This window comes from Janthinobacterium sp. LS2A (assembly GCF_036543145.1).
Classification (GTDB): Bacteria; Pseudomonadota; Gammaproteobacteria; order Burkholderiales; family Burkholderiaceae_D; genus Janthinobacterium; species Janthinobacterium aestuarii.
In genome coordinates, this window is the sequence record NZ_JAZHPB010000002.1 from 301,784 (window position 1) to 320,976 (window position 19,193).

Consider the following 19,193-nt stretch of genomic DNA (forward strand, 5'->3'; position numbering starts at 1 on the left):
TCAGATCAGCTTGTCGAGGATGGTCTTCTTGTACGTGTATAGGGCGCATGCTGCCCATACACTGCAATACACGCTGGCGAGCGTGTACGTGACCGGGTTGAATGCAAGCGACAAGCCTACCGCGAAGTTAGGGTGAGACTGGCTAATGCCTTGAATGACGGGACCGCAAACAACGTTTGCGCAGACCTGGCCAGCGGCCCACAACGCTGCGACCATTGCCGTTAGCGTGGTGACGGCCCAAACGCGCATCCCGACTTTGGCGGTGTTCTCAAAGCCGAGATAACCAATAAGAGTTGCCCACATTACGATGCTCCTAATTGACGGCCAGTGCGGCCCGAATTTGCTGGACACAGCCCAGCAGACAGAAGAAAGCCAAGACGCCATTAATGAACGTCTGAAAAGTGGCAAGCGGGGAGCAAATGTCCATCATCACAGCACCAATACCATTGGGGCCGTCGATCATGGGATTGACGCAGGCCGCAGTTGGAATTTTCGGTACAAACGACCAAGTGAAACGGTTCGATGCAACATTTATCTGCGACTGAGAATAAGTATTCCAAGAGCCGATATTGTCCGTGTTCGATTTCGTGTAATCGGTTGTGGCTTGATCGGCAGGTGCAGTGACTTGACAGCGAGGCTGCGAAGAGCCACCACATGCCGTGCTAGTGGTCTGCGCATTGGCCGAGGCTGTCACTGCAAGGCCTACGACAGACAAACCCAGCATTAGGAAAGGAAATCGTCTCATGATCAATCCCGAATGGCAGATTGAATTTGGTTAACACAGCCGTAAACACACAGCACACCAAGCACCGCGTTGATAAAGAACGAGAGACGGTCGAACCAGACGCAAATATCCATGCTCACGGTCACGTTGCCTATCGGACTTTTGAGCGATGGGTTTTTACAGGCTGCCGTGGGTATCGAGGGAATGAAAGACCAGTTGAACTGACTTGAGCTAATCGCATCAAGCTTACCTTTCATGCCTGTGTCGGCAGTCCGGTTGGCGGCGTTGGTATCACTGGACTTGACACTAGTGGCATCGTCGCGTGCAAACTCAACGCTACACGCGCTTTGACCGGGGCCACCACAACCCAAGCCGTTGTCGGGTTTCTCGGGAGGCGTAATGTTGACGTGAACGATGACATAGCCCCCGGTCCCAGGATCGTACACTCCGGTGTCGAGGCCCGTCTTGCTGCCATCCGACTTGGTAATGCTAATGTCGAAACCGTCTCCAGCATTGGCCCCCACTTCAATAGACTGCGAGCCGTCTTGGGATGTAAGCGTCAGATCCGTGGTGTCGGTCAACCCATCACATGCCGGGTTGGCCTTGTCCGTCATGAATGCCTTAGACGCCGGATCGAACAGAACCTCGCAGGTGGTGTCAGCGGGTTTCTTGACCTTGGTGGCGTCGGTAAGGCCGCACTGATAGTTACCACTAATGTCCTGGCCTCGATCCACATAGCCTGGATCGCAGACCAGCGTCACATTCGTGGCCTGATCGTAAAGGTAGGCGATGCTCACATACCGCATCGTCCCGGAGCAACACTCAATAGCTGCGGTATTGATGTACTTATAGCCGTTGAACTGGCCGAGATAGTTCTCGGTGGCCCGCAGAGGCGCAAGACAATCTGTCTTGGCCGCGCAGGTGGTGTGTATGGCGATGAACGGAATAGCCTTTGGCTGAGCCGGTGTCTTCTGCGGCACGACTTCGATACCGGTCACAGGACCGCCACGGGCCACGGAACCATTGTATTGCGCAATCTGAATGGCCGGGTCAACGCCAGCGGCTCCAACGTTGGACTCACGCGGGGCCTGGGTCAGTACGCCGATATCGCCAGGACCTACTGGAACGCCAGGGATACCCTGCGCGCTGGACGGCGGTCCCTTACCCGACGCGGCAATGATGGGCTTCGGCGTCACATCGCGCTTGCCACTACCTGGGGCCGGGTCGGAAAACTTCTTTGGATCAGGATTTTCTCGTTTTGCATCAGGCTTAAGGCTAACGGTGATAGCTGGCTTGGGAGCCTGTGCGGCAGGCATCGATGGAGGCTTGTTATTACACACACTCGTATTGATACTTCCAAACTTATTGCACTCATACCATAAAATTGCAGATATCGAACCAGTCATCCCGGCAACAATATCGCTGATGAGAATAGAACCGTACGTGATCTCTAAAAGCCAGCCCGCAATCAATGGAACAATCGCCTGAGACCGGATTGGCACGAACGCAAGCGTGGCAGATACAAACAGGATGACGACAGTTTTCTTGAACGATGCCATGGAGTGGATGCCATATAGAAACGGCCAGGTGATTAAACGCTGGCCGCAAGATAAATAGGAAAAAAGATTAGCCAGCTTTACCGAAAGCCTTCTTCATCATCTTGATACCCCAGAAGCCACCAGCGACCAGCACGGCGACCGCGAAAGCCGCAGTGATGTAGGTCTGGGCTTGCGCGGACAGCGCAGTAATGGCCTCGACGCCCGGGTCGCCGGCTGCGAAGGCTGCACCGGTAACGGCCATTGCGGAAGCGGCTACCAGTGCCTGTTTGATGATTACTTTCATATGTGACTCTCTAAAAAATGCCGTTAATAAAACCCCGGTTTGGCAACACCGGGGAGTACTACGAAAAATCTACTGTAGTAAGACAAGGGTTCAATCAAGAGCCTCAATAGCTTGACGTGCAATACGTCTAATCGCACCACCCGCATATCCCAAGCCGAATGCGGTAAGACAGTAGCCAACAACTTGATAGATGGTCATTTTTGATCAACGATCCGATGAATAACGTATTTAGCGAGGTACACAAAGGCGACGAAAAGTACGGTCAATAGAAGAATCGGCCAAAGTGATTTTAAGAGAATGCTCATTCGTCCCCCTCTCGGCATCGCGAGAAAACGCCAATTTTCCAACGTGACAAAAAAATAAACCGTGCAAATTTATAAAAAAATATGCCAAGAAGTGCTGCAAGCCAAGAAAATATAATCTGGGAAGCAAAAGCGCTTTTAAACCACTGAATATCAGCAGTCATCATCGTCATCCCAGCAACCCTATCAATCAAAAAAACAAAGATGATGGATACGGCAACAATCCCCAAGAAAAATTTTGGCGAATTAACTTCATAATTTTTCTTGTCATAGATTTCCTGCGCCAATTTCCTTTCCGGCACTGGAAGAGAATCAATACGCATAAATTGAGACATCGATTTTTCATAACGAAAAAAAAATGTACCAAAAAATCCCGCAAAACCAGAAAAAAAGATATTGATACCCATTAATCTATACAAAGCTTCAATTTCGACGGTGCTTATCGTCATCGTTGCCCCCCTGCAATCCAGCCTAGGGAGAAGATGACAACTACGGCAATAGCCAAAAAAAATTCCGGCGTTACTGAATCCACTTACACACCTCCGCACATAGGACCTGCGACACAAAATATCCCTCGTGGCAATTCACAGAGGCTGTATCGCAAGCTTCGTCATACCCGTCAAACTGTCCGGCTTCATGAAGCCAACGGGTAAAGCCTACGTCGCCCTGGATAGGAAGCAAAAAGCATCCAGATTCCTCATCTTGGACTACGTACTTAACCGCAACCTCATGCGGCAACATGCTTAGCACCCGGCGTAGCAGCCTTGGCAGCCTCAACCGGGCGCAGCGAGTGAATTACAGTTTTTTGGAGCTTGCCATTCGTGACGATTTCCATTTCGGCCAACGCCATGAAAGGAAACGCATCGGCGAGGTGCTTGTATTTTTGGTACTCGTCTGCTTTACCGAGGCCGTACTCTGCGCAAGCAGTTCCCATGGCAGAGTCCTTGCTGTTGTCCAGCGCAGTCTCGACATACACCTTGGTGCTGTCGTAAGACTGGCCGTTCTCCATTGTGCCCTTGCTGAACTTCATGCCGGTGACTTTGAGTGTTGAGCTAAATTTCATTGGATATCCTTAGTTTCTTGGCCTATGCAAAACCGTTCGCCCCGTTAGGCCGGAAGACGGGGACGGATTTAATAAAAATAAATTCGGGGATGTTTACCGGTGTTTCCTTATGCATTGGAACCGGTCCACTATCAGCAAAACTGAGAAATGGTTTAAGTCGCTTTGGAAAAGCGTTTTCGTCCTCATTGGTAATAAAATCGAGCGTTTCCTTGTCTCCGAACAACGCCCGAAAAACACGTATATATTTTCCGAACTGGCGCTTTGTAATCGCAATGGAGTCCTCAATCGTAATGCTCTGAGCGCGGGCCTTAACAACCAACCGCACTGGGGTCTGCCTGCTGTCAAACTGTGCCAAACATGGATATAACCCAACAAAGACACTACTTGGATTCAGTAAAACTGCCATGTCTATGATGGTGTTATTATTTTTCAACTCAGCTTCAGCACGCCCCCACAGAGATGACTTGTCACCTTCTTTTTTACCTTTTTCGTAAAAACGGAAATACTTGCTCGAAGTACGCTGACCAATTGTGAGCGTACGGCCCTTGCCACTAGGACGGTCCCAATTTCCAAGCTTCTGAATTTCAGGCGGGCGACCACCTTTTCTAAAGTTAAAACCGCCATCCTTCCACTGTTGATAAGCCCAATCTACGGATAGGTATGAGCCGTCAAAATCATCATGTGCGAGGTCTATACGAGAGATCGACGGACGTACAGCTACCTGCGTTAGGAAGTCATACAGACGCTTCTCCCAACCTGGGATTGCATTCATACAACCCTGGCCCGAAAGCATGATCAACATGGTTCTGTTTTGCTTTCCGAAGCCGACAAACCCCATACCATCGCCAAGTACCCACGAATCTGTATAGAAATTTAGCCTCTGACCACGATGCGTTGTAACGCCAAAACCAAAAATCTTTTCGAAATGACGACTGGCCTCTTCTACGTATTCCTCGTCACTAATCAGTGTTCGTCCAGCAGTCTTTGACCAGGTATCTTCTGATAACGTGAAATTCATCCAATCGATTACGCAGCATTGAGCTGACGATGGACGACGAACCAGCAAAGTCTTCGTTTCGCCTTTGCCAGCCAAAACTAGCTTCACTTCTCCGAAATCTTCATCACAGACGCTTTCCCAAGAGTCAGAATAGGCGCCTTCTAAGTTTTCCCCCATGTTATTTTTGGGGGAACATTCGGTGGCGCTTACATGCGCGATATTCGGCACTAACCCGGCGTTTCCGGCAATCGCGCTGCTCCGCACCGGCAGCGCTGGCGCGCTGTCGGCACGGTCAGCGCGACCTGGCGAAGGTTCGCCGACGCCATGCATTTGTGGCTCAACGACACGAGCTCGCGTCGAACACCCAGAAGCTTCTGCATAAGGGTTGTAGGTGCGATCAGACGCACGCTTTATCAGAGAGTGACGTGGCGGTCTCATGCCTTTGCCTCTTGGTGCGCATTGAAAAAATAGAGAACAAGAGCACGCGTGATCGAACCCAAGTTAGACGAGACGGAACATGCCTTTGCCGCCAAAACGCAGGTACTCAAAGCGAGAACTCCTGGGCACGTTGCGCAGCCAAGGTGCGTACGGCCTCCACGTTCACAAAGACGCGCTTACCGATTGTTATTTGAGGCCAATAGCCTCGTTCACACTGAGCCTTAAAGACACTCAGAGGTAAGCCGATAGCAGCTGAAAATAACTCTCTGGTCATCAAAGGGACCGGAGGAAATGTGGAATTTTGATGATTCATGTGAATAACACCCCAAATAGAGTGCAATACACACTCAATAAGCGAAGGCTATCACCAATAATGTTGAATTACAACTCTTTTTGGTGCATTACACACTAAACAGGTAAGATTGACATACGCAATGCATTCCTGTTGATGCATTAAATACAACAATCGGGGAGTCATATGATCGATACGCTTGCAGGTAGGATGAAATTGATGATCGATGCGCGAGCTGATCGTCGCGGAAAATTTGCGCAGCTCCAAGAGCTAACGGGCATTCCTGCGGAGAATTGGAAGAGCTTCTACTACGACCGCCAACGTCCGAACCCCGACATGATTGAAACAATTTGCCAGGCGTGGCCAGAACACGCCTTATGGCTCACTACGGGAATTACAGACTCCGCGCATGGTCAAATTGGTATTGCCGATGCATATCAGTCAGAAATTAATCTGGTTGAAAAACCAGAACAAATTGCTAGCATGCGGTACATAAAACGCAAGGCGGAAATTTTCAAAAAAATGACAGAAGAGAGTCGAACTACGATCACTAAAGATGAGCTCTCCGAAATCTATGAGTTGCGATGCGCACGTGATACAGAGCGCCTGGGATACCTAACAAGACGTGCCCAGACCAGTGAAGGTGGCATCAAGGGCTATTTCGACTCACGGCTACTACGGCATACTTCATTCAACGAAAATATGGACGGACCTGAAGACGATGGCAATAAGCAAAGCTAATGGTGGCTGGTTAGTAGACATTCAACCAGCTGGAAGGGGTGGGAAGCGCTTTCGAAAAACGCTTAAAACACAAGCGGAGGCCAAGGCACATGAGGCATGGCTAAAGTCCCAAGTAACTCAAAGTGCGGAATGGTTACCCAAGAAGAAGGACTTACGAAAATTATCAGAATTGATCGATCTATGGTATGAGCATCATGGTATAGGTCTAAGTTCTGGACGAGACACCAACCAACGGCTACTTGCAATGGCTGCGGCCATGGGCAACCCTATCGCAAGCTCGTTCTCCGCCAGCATGTTTGCCGAGTACCGAACTCGCCGAATCGAAGCGGGAATTTCGGCGAACAATATGAACCGCGAACACTCATATCTGCGGTCTGTATTCAACGAACTCGAAAGACTCGGCTACTGGAAAGCAGAGAACCCACTTGCCAAACTCCGTCAGTTCAAAATACAGCAAACCGAGCTATCATATTTAACACATGAGCAAATAGCTACGCTTCTTGCAGAACTTCAAACTGCACAAAATCCACACGTGAACCTAATAACACAGGTCTGCCTATGTACTGGGGCCAGGTGGAGTGAGGCAGAAGAATTACGAACGTCTCAAGTACGGGATGGGCAAATTCAATTCGCGAATACAAAATCTGGCAAGGTGCGCTCAGTTCCAATCTCAGATGAACTTCAAAGCGCCCTTAACGATCATTACAAATCCCATGGAACCGGCGCTCGCATATTTGGCTATGCCTACTCAGCGTTTCGAGACGGCCTTGATCGAGCGGGAATCGAGCTCCCGGATGGTCAACTTACACATGCCCTCCGCCACTCTTTCGCAAGTCATTTTATGATGAATGGAGGCAATATATTGGTGTTGCAACGTATCCTAGGCCATGCAAGCCTAACAATGACAATGCGGTATGCTCACTTAGCACCAGAGCATTTACAAGAAGCAAAACATCTAAATCCGCTAGTATTTCGTCAAGCTGCTTGACCCTGAACAGCCATTGTAAGCAAATTGATTCAGGCTGCTAACGTAGCTAGCAAGATCAACTGGATGCCCGTACCGGGCACTCCAGCTTATTGAAAAATTTAAGATGATGCCTTAGTTATGTTACTCGGATCGAGGACAAATCCCGCATTCCTAAGTCGATCAACAAGACGCGGAACCGCCTCTTTGACATGATCATTGAAGCCAAGGTAAAGAATTCCTTGGGCATCCGATGGAACATCGACATGGCCTTTTTTCAAAATAGCCACATTTTTTCGACCAATAGACGAAAGTAGCATACCCATTTCAAGTACAACGTTTTGCCTTGCACGAGGCTGAGCTTTATCTACACCATCAATTTTGGCGTAGCCGAAGTCATCAGGTGTCAGCAATACTATGCCAAATTTAACCTCAGCAGCCCCTGGACCAATTTCCTGCTCCAGCGCCTCGATAATGGTAAGACCAGCACCTCCAGTATTCTGAAGGACAAATGGATCAAGTCCAAGCTTGTGCAAAACTAACTCCAGCTGCTCACGTGACGCCTGATCATGGCCATGCACGACGAATACTTTACCGTTTGCCTCTACCTTCGCCGGTGCAATTTCAATCGAGGGAGGCAGCTTAGAAAAGCCTGTTGCAGTAGATGCAGCTGCAACCGCACCGCCAAGTATCGGTGACAATGCCCCCTCAAGCGCAGTACGAGCTTCTACATCCCCCTGATATTGAATAGTTCCGGTGCCGGGATACCAATTAATAATGGCACCATTTTGCGTTTTAATTTGCACACCCGAACCAATGTCTCTCTCCTCAAGCACATACCCAAGTGATTGAATTTTACTAATCAGATCTTCACGGCTTCCTTTGTATTTCACGACACAAATCTCCCATTCAAATCAAGAAATAAACATTAACTTTCTGAAAAGAAGTATAGCCTAGTTGACCTGCGTTGACACTTTGTTGACACTGCAAATGCAAAAGGACTTAGGTTTTCACCTAAGTCCTTGATTTAATTGGTGGGCCTCCCGTGAGTCGAACACGGCACCAACGGATTATGAGTCCGCTGCTCTAACCAAGCATGAGCTAGAGGCCCAGGGGACTGCGGCGTGGCGGCGCTGTTGATGCCCGCCTCGTGCGGCCGTTTTGGAAACGGACACGCGAGGATAGGGGTATCAGGGGCGTACGTCAAGCCCTATTGGCTTCTAGTTGCCTTCCAAGAAGCTTTTCAGCTTGTCGGAGCGCGATGGGTGGCGCAGCTTGCGCAGCGCCTTGGCTTCGATCTGGCGGATGCGCTCGCGCGTCACGTCAAATTGCTTGCCCACTTCTTCCAGCGTGTGGTCGGTGGACATCTCGATGCCGAAACGCATGCGCAGCACTTTCGCTTCGCGTGGTGTCAGAGAATCGAGCACGTCCTTGACGACGCCCCGCATGGACGCATGCAGGGCCGCGTCGGCCGGCGCCAGGGTGTTGTTGTCCTCGATGAAGTCGCCCAGGTGGGAATCGTCGTCGTCGCCGATCGGCGTTTCCATCGAGATCGGTTCCTTGGCGATTTTCATGATCTTGCGGATCTTGTCCTCGGGCATTTCCATCTTGATCGCCAAGGTGGCCGGATCGGGTTCCGCGCCCGTTTCTTGCAGGATCTGGCGGGAGATGCGGTTCATCTTGTTGATCGTCTCGATCATGTGCACGGGAATACGGATCGTGCGCGCCTGGTCGGCGATCGAGCGCGTGATGGCCTGGCGGATCCACCAGGTCGCATACGTCGAGAACTTGTAGCCGCGGCGGTACTCGAACTTGTCGACGGCCTTCATCAGGCCGATATTGCCTTCCTGGATCAGGTCGAGGAATTGCAGGCCGCGGTTCGTGTATTTCTTGGCGATCGAAATGACCAGGCGCAAGTTAGCCTCCGTCATTTCGCGCTTGGCCTTGCGCGCCTTCATTTCACCGGCCGCCATCTGGCGGTTGATGTTGCGCAAGTCCGGCAGCGGCAAGACGACCCTCGCCTGCAGGTCGATAAGGCGTTGCTGCAGTTCCTTGACGGTCGGAATGTTGCGGCCCAGGATGGCGCTGTACGCGTGTCCTGCGTTGACTTCGCCATCGACCCAGTCGAGGTTGGTTTCATTGCCCGGGAAAACCTTGATGAAGTGGGCGCGCGGCATGCCGCAGCGGTTCACGGCCACGTCGAGGATCTGTTTCTCGATATGGCGCACTTCGTCGACCTGGCCGCGCAGGGTGTCGCACAACTTTTCCACGACCTTGGCCGTGAAGCGGATGCCCAGCAACTCTTGCGAAATGGCTTCCTGCGCCTTGGCGTACGGTTTCGAGTTGTAGCCTTCTTTTTCGAAGGCGCGGCGCATCTTGTCGAACTGCTGCGAAATGATGGCGAATTTTTCCAGCGCCGTGCGTTTCAGGGTTTCCAGCTGTTCGGCCGAGAAACCGGCGGCGCCCGAAGCGCTCGCTTCTTCTTCCTCTTCTTCTTCCTCTTCTTCCGCTTCGCCTTCTTCCTCGTCTTCTTCGACGGGAGCGGCCACGACAGGGGCGGCGGCGACCGGTTCGTTTTCATCGACGAGGCCGTCGACGATTTCGTCGATCTTGATCTCTTCGTTGGCGATGCGGTCGGCGGCAGCGATGATCTCGGCGATCGTCACGGGGCAGGCGGAAATGGCCTGGATCATGTCTTTCAAGCCATCTTCGATGCGCTTGGCAATCTCGATCTCGCCTTCGCGCGTCAGCAGCTCGACCGAGCCCATTTCGCGCATGTACATGCGCACGGGGTCGGTGGTGCGGCCGAAGTCGGAGTCGACGGTCGACAGTGCGGCCTCGGCTGCCGCTTCCGCCTCGTCGTCGCTGGTGACGACGGCAACGTTATCGGACAACAACAACGTTTCCGCATCGGGCGCGTGCTCGTAGACGGCGATGCCCATGTCATTGAAGGTACCGATGATGCCTTCGATGGCTTCCGGATCGACGATGTTTTCGGGCAGGTGGTCGTTGATTTCCGCGTAGGTCAGGAAACCGCGTTCCTTGCCGAACTTGATCAGGGTCTTGAGTTTCTGGCGCCGGCGCTCGAGTTCTTCCTCGCTCGCTTCCGTATCGGACGAGAACGCGTCCTTCAGCAGCGCGCGCTCTTTCGCCTTGCGGTCCTTGGCCTTGGCCTTGTCGACGGCCTTCAGTTCGGCCCGCTCAACGGCATTCAGGGCGGCGACTTCATCATTTTCTGGCTGGAATTCTTTAGGCTTGCGGCCGCGGCGGCCTGGCACTTTTACCGACGGCAAGACATAACCGGACGTATCGATCGCGGCCAGAGTGGCTGCGTCGGTGGTCTGGCTGACCACAGGCGCGCTAGTGACGCGCGCTTCGGGCCGGTCGAGCGCCTTTTCGGCTTTCGTGGTAACTTTAGTGGGCTTTGCAGCCGCTTTGGATTCGGGTTTCTTGATTGGCACAGGCGCTTTCGATTACACAACGACTTGCTTTACGGTGGATTAGGATAAAGTTTGCTGCCAGTTCCCTGTCTACCTGCGGGAACCACCATCTTCGAACCTGCCGACTACGCAAATTCGACACTGTTACGTTACTTACACCTCATCGGCCACGATCCGCGGGAAGCGCAGCAATTCCTGTCCACCGGCTGTTGCCAGCCGCCTCGGCAAAAATTCCTGCATCGACCGCGTTGGGAGCGAGAGCCTGGCGCGGCTTGCCAGCGTCTGCGAGCCTTGCCCGCAACGCCGAAAGCGCCTGTTGGCCCTGGCTGCCGACACGATCCACCGCGCCGATCAAGAGCCTAACTTACTGAAAACAAATACTATTTACGAAACAGAACTAGCTTGCCAAAGCACACAATACTTAGCATTTAATTATAGCACGCGAAAAATGTTTTTCCAGTGCGCGCCATACCCTCAGAGCAAGGTTAGCGATTCACCAACTCGGCATCGCGCTCGCGTTCCAGCGCCCCCTGCTCCTGCATGATTTCGCGGTAGCGTACACCAATTTTCTCCGATGGCAAACCCGAGGCAAACAATTGCTGCAATTCCGCCTTCAAGGCATTCAATTTGATCTCGCGGATGGTGCTCACCAGCCACGACAATTCGCTGTCGTAATCGGATTCCGTACCGGCCGCGATCTCGCCGATGATCTCGTCGTACTCGCTGCCCAGTTCCTTCAACTGCTGCGCCAGCGCGGCAAAACTGCCGTGCTCGCCCAAGGCCTGGCCCACGGCCACCAGCTGCCCCAGGCTGTGCGCCGCGTCCGGCCCCAGGTGCTGGAAGGCGGCCAGGGCGGCCTCGTCGATACGCATCGTCAGCGGCGGATGCGCCACCAGCATGCGCATGATCTTCAATTCCAGCCCGACAGGCACGGGGCGGCCCGATTTCGGCGGCGCCCGGTGCGCCACGGCAACGGGCTTGGCCAGCTCGAACAGGGCTTCGATCTCGGCCGGCGTGGACTGCGTCAGCTGTGCCAGGCCGCGCACGATCTGCAGGCGCAAGGACGACGGCGCCATCAGCTGCAGCAGCGGCTTGGCATCGAACTGCACGCGGGCGCGCCCTTCCGGTTCCGACAGGTCATGCTCGCCCGACACTTCTTTCAGTAAAAATTGCGACAGCGGCATGGCTTCATGCACTTGCTGCTCAAACCCTTCGGCGCCGAATTCGCGGATATAACTGTCCGGATCGTGTTCCGAGGGCAGGAACAGGAATTTGATCGTTTTATTGTCCGACACGTGGGCCAGGCTTGCTTCCAGCGCGCGGCGGGCGGCACGGCGGCCGGCCTTGTCGCCATCGAAGCTGAAAATCACGTTATCGGTCTGGCGCAGCAGTTTTTGCACGTGGGTGGGCGTGCACGCCGTGCCCAGGGTCGCCACTGCTTGCGGGAAACCCATCTGCGCCAGCGCCACCACGTCCATATAGCCTTCCGTCACCAGCACGTAGCCGGCGTCGCGGATAGCCTGGCGCGCCTCGAACAGACCATATAGTTCGAAACCCTTGGAAAACAAGGGGGTTTCCGGCGAGTTCAGGTATTTCGGTTCGCCATGGTCGAGCACGCGGCCGCCAAAGGCGATCACTTGCCCCTTGGTATTGCGGATCGGGAACATGATACGTTCGCGGAAACGGTCATAGCGCTTGCGGTTATTGCCCTCTTCATCGACCTTGTCGATCACGAGGCCGGCTTCGGCCAGGGCTACCACGTCGTATTCGGGGAAGACGGAGCGCAGATTGTCCCAGCCGCCGGGCGCAAAACCCATGCCGAAGCGAGCGGCCACTTCGCCCGTCAAGCCCCGGTTCTTCAGGTAGGCGATGGCTTCGGGCGCGTGGCGCAATTGCCCGCGGTAATAATCGCACGCCTGCGTCATGGCGTCGGACAGGGCCAGGCTTTGCGCCTGGATCTGCGCGCGCTGGGCCGGCGGGATTTTATCGTCCGCTTCCGGCACGACCATGCCCACGTTCTGCGCCAGGTCCTTGACGGCGTCGACAAAGCCCATGCCCGAGTACTCGATCAGGAAGCCGATCGAGGTGCCATGCGCGCCACAGCCGAAGCAATGATAGAACTGCTTGGTGGGGCTGACGGTAAAGCTGGGCGACTTTTCACTGTGGAACGGGCACAAGCCCATGAAATTGGCGCCACCTTTTTTCAGTTGCACATAGCGCCCCACGACATCGACGATATCGACGCGGTTGAGCAAATCGGAAATGAAGGATTGAGGTATCACTGGCTAGGGCGGGTCTTGTTATAGGTCAGACTATACTACCGCACGTGGCCTGAGGTTGAGCCAGGTCAACGTGTGGGCTGTTAACAGGCTGCCAGCGCGACGGCTGGCAGCCCTTGCTACTATTGTTGCTTACGCTGCCGGCGTCAAGGCTTTCTTGACCAGGGCGGACACCACCGTCATGTCGGCGCGGCCAGCCAGCTTCGGCTTGACGATGGCCATGACCTTGCCCATGTCTTGCGGACCGGCGGCGCCCGAGGCGGCCACGGCGGCAGCCACTTCGGCCGCCACTTCTTCGTCCGACAGGCCGGCAGGCATGTAACCCGTCAGGTGTACCAGTTCGGCTTTTTCGATGTCGGCCAGGTCGGCGCGGCCACCGGCTTCGAACTGGGTGATCGAATCCTTGCGCTGCTTGATCATCTTTTCCACGATGGCCGTCACGTGGGCATCCGTCAGTTCGATGCGCTCGTCGACTTCCTTGCGCTTGATTTCCGCCAGCAACAGGCGAATCGTGCCCAGCTTGCCCGCTTCCTTGGCACGCATGGCGTTTTTCATGTCTTCGGTAATTTGTTCTTTCAAGCTCATGGCAATCCTCGTTGGTCAGTAGGTGGGTGCTCGTGCGCGGCTACCATCAGCGGGCCACAAAAGCGAAAACCCGCTGCGGCGAACCGGAGCGGGTATGCGACTCATCTGAAGTATCACTCCAGGCGAATCAAAACAAAACCCGTGGCGAACAATGCGCCGAACTACCCGGGTTGGTTCTGACTGAACAGTCTTAGAATAATTTTTTCGGCAGTTGTTGGCTGCGGATGCGTTTGTAATGACGCTTGACAGCAGCTGCCAGCTTGCGCTTGCGCTCAGCTGTTGGCTTTTCGTAGAATTCGCGAGCGCGCAATTCGGTCAGCAGACCCGTTTTTTCGATGGTGCGTTTGAAGCGACGCATTGCGACTTCGAACGGCTCGTTTTCTTTAAGGCGAATAGTGGTCATGTAAAATTCAAACCGTTGAGGTGGTGTATAGGAAGAGATAGATAGTAGCAGCTTTTATTCGGAAAGGGAAGCCCCTCCCCCACTTGCGTGCGGCATGCAGCCTGCTGTCGCTGCCGGAATGTGGCGTAAACCACGCACCGGGGCGGGCGCACGGGGCGCCAGAACCCCATCCTACAGACTTGCTTACTGCAAGGCAATACCTGCCGCCACGCCCGAAGCCCAGGCCCACTGGAAGTTGTAGCCGCCCAGCCAGCCCGTCACGTCAACCGATTCGCCGATGAAATACAGGCCCGGCACTTTATTGGCCATCATGGTCTGCTGCGACAGTTCGCGCGTATCGATGCCGCCGCGCGTCACTTCGGCCTTGCGGTAGCCTTCGGAACCGTTCGGCACGATGGACCAGGCATTGATGGCCAGCCCCAGCTTGCGCAGCTGCGCATCGGGCATGTCGGCGATGCGTGCATCCGCCGCCAGGCCGTTGACGGCCAGCAAACAGTCGGCCAGGCGCTGCGGCAGCCATTGGGCAACGATATTGCCCAGCTGCTTCTTCAGGGTGCCCTTGCCTTCGATCAAGGTCTGCGCCACGTCCACTTCCGGCAGCAAGTTGATGACGATGGGCTCGCCCGGCAGCCAGTAGCTGGAAATCTGCAGAATTGCCGGGCCCGACAGGCCACGGTGCGTGAACAGCAAGTCTTCGCGGAAACGCGCGCCCGTCGCCTTGCGGCCTTTCAGGCTGCCCGTTTCCACGTCCACTTCCAGGGCGATACCGGACAATTCCGCGAACGGCGCCCAGCTGGCTGCATCGAACGTCAGCGGCACCAGGGCCGGACGCGGTTCGACCATCGTCAAGTCGAATTGCTTGGCGATGCGGTAGGCAAAATCCGTGGCACCGATCTTCGGAATCGACAGGCCGCCCGTGGCGATGACGATGCTGGCCGTCTCGATGTCGCCGCTATCGGTCTGCAGCACGAAACCGCCATCCGCTTGCTGAGCAACATTGTCGATCTTGCACGGCATGCGCCAATGCACGCCGCCAGCGGCGCACTCGTCCTTGAGCATGTCGATGATCTGCTCGGCCGATTCATTGCAAAACAGCTGGCCCTTGTGCTTCTCGTGGTAGCCGATCCGGTATTTTTTCACCAGCGCGAGGAAATCCTGCGGCGTGTAGCGCGACAGCGCGCTCTTGCAGAAATGCGGGTTTTCCGAGAGGAAGTTCTGCGGGGTGGCGTTGATATTGGTGAAATTGCACCGTCCACCACCGGAGATGCGGATCTTTTCGGCCAGCTTGGCCGCGTGATCGATCAATACCACGCGCTTGCCCTGCTGGGCGGCCACCGCCGCACACATCATGCCGGCCGCGCCCGCGCCGATCACTGCCACATCAAATTGTTTTGCCATAAGAATTCCGGTCACCGCTGATTACAAAGACGCCATTGTAAACTGCGGCGACGCGGCTAGCGCGGCCGTGCCGCAATCTGCCGCGATGCCGTCAAGCATTGCGCCACCTGCTCGGCGATCGACGGCGGCACGGGCACCTCGCCGCGCAGCACGGCCGCGATCCAGGCCGCCGTGGTGGCCGCATCGCGCTCGGCCGGCAAATGCGGCAACTCTTCCACCAGCAACTGCTTTTCCACCAGCACCGTACGTTCCACGCCATGGAACCAGTCGATTTGCTGCGCCTTGTTGGCGTTGGCCACCGTCTCGCCCTCCGTGCCACGCATGAGGAAAGCGTCGCCGCGCGCGGGATCAGAGGCGGTGAGGAAATATTCGCCAAGCATTTCCAGGTATTCCGGATGCGTGTACGACACCAGCCGTAGGGCGGGACCGGCGAATGGCTGCATGATTTTCACCAGGGTATGCGTGGAATTGCGTACGCCCAGCACGCGCCGCAGCGACAGCATCCAGGCCAGGCGCGGCGCCAGGGCCTCGATGGGCAGGAAGGCGGCCTCCCCGCGCGCCATGGCGGCCTCGGCTTGCGCATGGTCCGTGGAAGCGGGCACGCCCAGCGCGGCCAGCACTTCGGCCGTCGTGATGCGGCCCGGGTCGCTGGTCACGCCATGCACGAGCACGGGTGCGCCCGCGCGCGCCAGCAGCAGCGCCAGCAAGGCCGTCAGGTTGGCCATCTTGCGCGCGCCGTTGTAGCTGGGAATGATGATCGGGGCAAATTCACCGGCCGGTGCGGCCAGCGGGGCAAATGAGGCTTCGGCAGCGTCGAGAAAGCCGGCGATCTCGTCCACGGACTCGCCCTTGATGCGCATCGACAATAAAATGCCGCCCAGTTCCAGGTCCGACACGCGGCCCTCGAGCATGGCGCGGTACAGGGCGCAGGCGTCGTCGCGCGTCATGCTGCGCGCGCCGTTCTTGCCGCGTCCTATTTCCTTGATGAAACGTGCTGCGGGGAATGGCTCACCGGCCACATCGGTATGGGGTATGGAAACAGTCGTCATGGCGCCAGCTTACACGGATTTTTCCCCTTGCAGACGGGCAGGCAGGCGGCTTAGGCGACTATGCAACAGTCTTTCAAGCTCTTTTTTGAATGAATCCGCATCGCGGCTGCATCCAAACGCGCCACCGCTGCGTATAAGACTGCACAGGGGGACTCATCATGGAACACGCGATCAAACGGGAAACGGCCTTCGTCGGCATCGAAACGAGCAAGCTGCTGCTGAAAGCCGTGCTGCTCTCGGGTAACGAAGTGCTGTGCAAGGTACTGGAAAACGACGTGGCCGGCTACCGCTGGCTACGCAGCTGGCTGCAAAGGAACGACGTGCCCGTCATCGGCTTGCGCGTCTGCATGCGCCTCGATATGCCATACAGCGAGGCGCCCGCCCGCATGCTGGCCGACATGGGCATGGTGGTTTGCGATGCCCAGCCCGCGCAACTGGACGACTATCTGCGCGGCCAGGGCTTGCCCGATGACGCGGCGCACAGCGCCGTGGTGCTGGCCAACTACTGCGCGCACAGGCGCCCCGCGCGCTGGACGCCGCCCTCGCCCGCCTACGTGGAATTGCGCCTGTGGCTGCGCCGCCTGCACGCCATCGAAGGCGTGCGCCAGCAGGAATCGGCGCGCCTGAATGTGCATCTGCAGGCTGGCCAGCATGCGCTGCACGCCTTGCTGCGCCAGCAGATCGCCTGCCTCGACGCGCAGATACGCCAGCACGAAAGCGCCATCCTCGAGCATGTGAAGCGCCATCCCGGCCTGCCCCGGCCGCCCGAGCTGGCCGGCAACTACCAGCGCATCGCCCGCTACAGCGTTGGCGCCAGCCTGGCCGGCGGCCATTGAACGCACAGGGCCGGCAGCGTGCCGGCCCTGCCATAAAAACAACTGAAGCATTGCCGTTTTGGCCCCATCCCCGCCGCCAGGCCGCATTTCCGCTACACTATTGCCTCTTAAAGAACGCAATCGCGAAAGCCGAACCAGAATCATGAATACGCCAGACATCGAAAATATCAACGTCACCTCTTTCGCGCCCATGCCGACACCGGCCGAACTGCACGCCAAGCTGCCCCTGTCGGAGAGCGCCTTCGACACCGTCAGCCGCGGCCGCGAAGCGCTGCGCAACATCATCGACCGCAAGGACCAGCGCCTGTTCGTCGTCGTCGGCCCATGCTCGATCCACGACCCCGTCGCCGGCCTCGATTACGCGCGCCGCCTGAAAGCGCTGCAAGAGGAAGTCAAGGACACGATGCTGCTGGTGATGCGCGTGTATTTCGAAAAACCGCGTACCACCACGGGCTGGAAAGGCTATATCAACGACCCGTACATGGACGATTCGTTCAAGGTCAACGAAGGCATGGAAAAGGCGCGCCAGTTCCTGCTCGACGTGTGCGAACTGGGCCTGCCCACCGCCACCGAAGCGCTGGACCCGATCTCGCCGCAATACCTGGGCGACCTGATCGCCTGGACCGCCATCGGCGCGCGCACGACGGAATCGCAGACGCACCGCGAAATGTCGTCGGGCCTGTCGACACCGGTCGGCTTCAAGAACGGCACCGATGGCGACATCAGCATCGCCGTCAACGCGATTTTGTCGTCGGCGCACCCGCACTCCTTCCTGGGCATTAACGGCGAAGGCAACGTCGCCATCGTGCGCACGCGCGGCAACGCGTATGGCCACGTGGTGCTGCGCGGCGGCGACGGCCGTCCGAACTACGATTCGGTGTCGATCGCCATCGCCGAACAGGCGCTGGCCAAGGCCAAGCTGCCGGCCAACCTGGTGGTCGATTGCTCGCATGCGAACAGCTACAAAAAGCCGGAGCTGCAACCGCTGGTGATGGGCGACGTGATCAACCAGATCCGCCAGGGCAACCGCTCGCTGGTGGGCGTGATGATCGAATCGAACATCGTCGGCGGCAACCAGAAGATCCCGCAAGACCTGTCGCAACTGACCTACGGCTGCTCCGTCACCGACGGCTGCATCGACTGGGACACGACGGCGACCATGCTGCGCGATGCGCATGCGCACCTGCTGAACCGCCCTGCGTAACTATCGTAGTTACTGCCAACAGTATTGTCGGATTACGCGCTTGCGCGCTAATCCGACCTACCCGGCCGGCCGCTTCAATGCGTAGGTCGGCTTAGCGCACAGCGCGTAAGCCGACACCACCACGAGGCATATCACGCCATCTGCACATGCGGCAGCAGCGCAAACGAGCCGGCCAGCGCCTGCTCGGCCTTGCTGGCCGGGACATTGAGCTCCTTCAAGTCCAGGTAGATGCGTCCGTCCAGGATGCGCACGGCGTACATGCGCGCCATGCCCTGCACGGGCGCCACCAGACGGCCCGAATCGAGCTCGATGATCCAGCTGTTCTTCGGCCCCATCAGGTTTTTCTCCATCAGCACCCCATGCGCGAGCGGGCCGCCCAGGCAGGGCACCGTGTCGAGCAGCGCGTACACCGTATCGTCAGCCGCGCGAAACAGCGCCACGCCCGGCAAATCCTGCCACGCCAGGCCCCGCTGCACCATGCGCGCACCCGCCAGCGGCATGTCCTTCAGGCGGCAAATCATTTTCCATTGTTCCGGCATCACTAGCTCCCTCGAGAAAGGTACACGCTTGCATAAGCAAGAGCGGTGCCAGTGCCGGCGCAGGCGGGGAATGGCCAAAATCCAGGAAAAAATAGCA

General features: G+C 56.2%; 19 protein-coding genes and 1 tRNA gene. 4 read left to right on the forward strand and 16 right to left on the reverse strand.

All coding sequences use genetic code 11. The features are described from left to right. The 7 genes from V3C40_RS07165 to V3C40_RS07195 all read right to left on the reverse strand — a co-directional run bounded on the left by V3C40_RS07165 (window position 1) and on the right by V3C40_RS07195 (window position 5,366). Window positions 1-303, reverse strand: coding sequence for a hypothetical protein (locus V3C40_RS07165; RefSeq protein WP_070345888.1), 303 nt, complete (start codon window positions 301-303; stop codon window positions 1-3). 10 nt (window positions 304-313) lie between these two features. Then, the gene (locus V3C40_RS07170; RefSeq protein WP_331777017.1) at window positions 314-745 is read right to left on the reverse strand and encodes a hypothetical protein; all 432 of its coding nucleotides are present in this window, start codon (window positions 743-745) and stop codon (window positions 314-316) included. A gap of 2 nt (window positions 746-747) precedes the next feature. Next, window positions 748-2,283: a hypothetical protein gene (locus tag V3C40_RS07175; RefSeq protein ID WP_331777018.1), complete on the reverse strand. Its 1,536-nt coding sequence runs from the start codon at window positions 2,281-2,283 to the stop codon at window positions 748-750. 67 nt (window positions 2,284-2,350) lie between these two features. Next, entirely contained in the window at window positions 2,351-2,566 is a 216-nt protein-coding gene (locus V3C40_RS07180; protein ID WP_331777019.1) for a major coat protein, read from the reverse strand. 301 nt (window positions 2,567-2,867) lie between these two features. Then, complete coding sequence (locus V3C40_RS07185) at window positions 2,868-3,317, reverse strand: hypothetical protein (RefSeq protein ID WP_331777020.1); 450 nt, start codon at window positions 3,315-3,317, stop codon at window positions 2,868-2,870. Between the two features lie 278 nt (window positions 3,318-3,595). Further along, window positions 3,596-3,931 carry a hypothetical protein gene (locus V3C40_RS07190; RefSeq protein ID WP_102294180.1) on the reverse strand — a complete coding sequence of 112 codons (336 nt, stop codon included), beginning with the start codon at window positions 3,929-3,931 and terminating at the stop codon, window positions 3,596-3,598. Window positions 3,932-3,953: 22 nt separating this feature from the next. Next, the gene (locus V3C40_RS07195; protein ID WP_331777021.1) at window positions 3,954-5,366 is read right to left on the reverse strand and encodes a replication initiation factor domain-containing protein; all 1,413 of its coding nucleotides are present in this window, start codon (window positions 5,364-5,366) and stop codon (window positions 3,954-3,956) included. A 478-nt stretch (window positions 5,367-5,844) separates the two neighbouring features. Between V3C40_RS07195 and V3C40_RS07200 the strand changes: the two genes are divergently transcribed. After that, window positions 5,845-6,399, forward strand: coding sequence for a hypothetical protein (locus V3C40_RS07200; protein ID WP_331777022.1), 555 nt, complete (start codon window positions 5,845-5,847; stop codon window positions 6,397-6,399). Next, the gene (locus V3C40_RS07205; protein ID WP_331777023.1) at window positions 6,380-7,387 is read left to right on the forward strand and encodes a phage integrase; all 1,008 of its coding nucleotides are present in this window, start codon (window positions 6,380-6,382) and stop codon (window positions 7,385-7,387) included. The genes V3C40_RS07200 and V3C40_RS07205 overlap by 20 nt, the downstream gene beginning before the upstream one ends. Before the next feature lie 98 nt (window positions 7,388-7,485). Here the strand turns inward: V3C40_RS07205 and V3C40_RS07210 are convergent, their stop codons facing one another. The 8 genes from V3C40_RS07210 to ybiB form a co-directional block, all read right to left on the reverse strand. Then, a complete protein-coding gene (locus tag V3C40_RS07210) occupies window positions 7,486-8,256 on the reverse strand; it encodes a TIR domain-containing protein (RefSeq protein WP_331777024.1) in 771 nt (256 codons plus the stop codon). Between the two features lie 139 nt (window positions 8,257-8,395). Continuing rightward, window positions 8,396-8,474 (reverse strand) — tRNA-Ile (locus V3C40_RS07215). A gap of 109 nt (window positions 8,475-8,583) precedes the next feature. Further along, window positions 8,584-10,824 carry an RNA polymerase sigma factor RpoD gene (gene rpoD / locus V3C40_RS07220; protein ID WP_034746980.1) on the reverse strand — a complete coding sequence of 747 codons (2,241 nt, stop codon included), beginning with the start codon at window positions 10,822-10,824 and terminating at the stop codon, window positions 8,584-8,586. 464 nt (window positions 10,825-11,288) lie between these two features. Continuing rightward, window positions 11,289-13,085 (reverse strand): DNA primase, encoded by a 1,797-nt coding sequence (gene dnaG, locus V3C40_RS07225; RefSeq protein WP_034746977.1) that lies wholly within the window; start codon window positions 13,083-13,085, stop codon window positions 11,289-11,291. Between the two features lie 129 nt (window positions 13,086-13,214). Continuing rightward, window positions 13,215-13,667, reverse strand: a complete 453-nt coding sequence (locus V3C40_RS07230) for a GatB/YqeY domain-containing protein (protein ID WP_034746974.1) — start codon at window positions 13,665-13,667, stop codon at window positions 13,215-13,217. A gap of 190 nt (window positions 13,668-13,857) precedes the next feature. Continuing rightward, entirely contained in the window at window positions 13,858-14,070 is a 213-nt protein-coding gene (rpsU, locus tag V3C40_RS07235; protein ID WP_008451879.1) for a 30S ribosomal protein S21, read from the reverse strand. Between the two features lie 183 nt (window positions 14,071-14,253). Beyond that, on the reverse strand, window positions 14,254-15,468 hold the full coding sequence (locus tag V3C40_RS07240; RefSeq protein WP_072455135.1) for an NAD(P)/FAD-dependent oxidoreductase: 1,215 nt from the start codon (window positions 15,466-15,468) through the stop codon (window positions 14,254-14,256). A gap of 56 nt (window positions 15,469-15,524) precedes the next feature. Next, on the reverse strand, window positions 15,525-16,517 hold the full coding sequence (gene ybiB / locus V3C40_RS07245) for a DNA-binding protein YbiB (RefSeq protein ID WP_331777025.1): 993 nt from the start codon (window positions 16,515-16,517) through the stop codon (window positions 15,525-15,527). 158 nt (window positions 16,518-16,675) lie between these two features. Between ybiB and V3C40_RS07250 the strand changes: the two genes are divergently transcribed. Both V3C40_RS07250 and V3C40_RS07255 read left to right on the forward strand, forming a co-directional pair. Then, the gene (locus tag V3C40_RS07250; RefSeq protein WP_319990780.1) at window positions 16,676-17,353 is read left to right on the forward strand and encodes a hypothetical protein; all 678 of its coding nucleotides are present in this window, start codon (window positions 16,676-16,678) and stop codon (window positions 17,351-17,353) included. A 142-nt stretch (window positions 17,354-17,495) separates the two neighbouring features. After that, entirely contained in the window at window positions 17,496-18,557 is a 1,062-nt protein-coding gene (locus tag V3C40_RS07255; protein ID WP_290603517.1) for a 3-deoxy-7-phosphoheptulonate synthase, read from the forward strand. A gap of 131 nt (window positions 18,558-18,688) precedes the next feature. On the opposite strand, the gene V3C40_RS07260 is transcribed toward V3C40_RS07255, so the two are convergent. After that, window positions 18,689-19,096 carry a nitrite reductase (NAD(P)H) small subunit gene (locus V3C40_RS07260; protein ID WP_072455133.1) on the reverse strand — a complete coding sequence of 136 codons (408 nt, stop codon included), beginning with the start codon at window positions 19,094-19,096 and terminating at the stop codon, window positions 18,689-18,691. Window positions 19,097-19,193 lie beyond the last annotated feature (97 nt).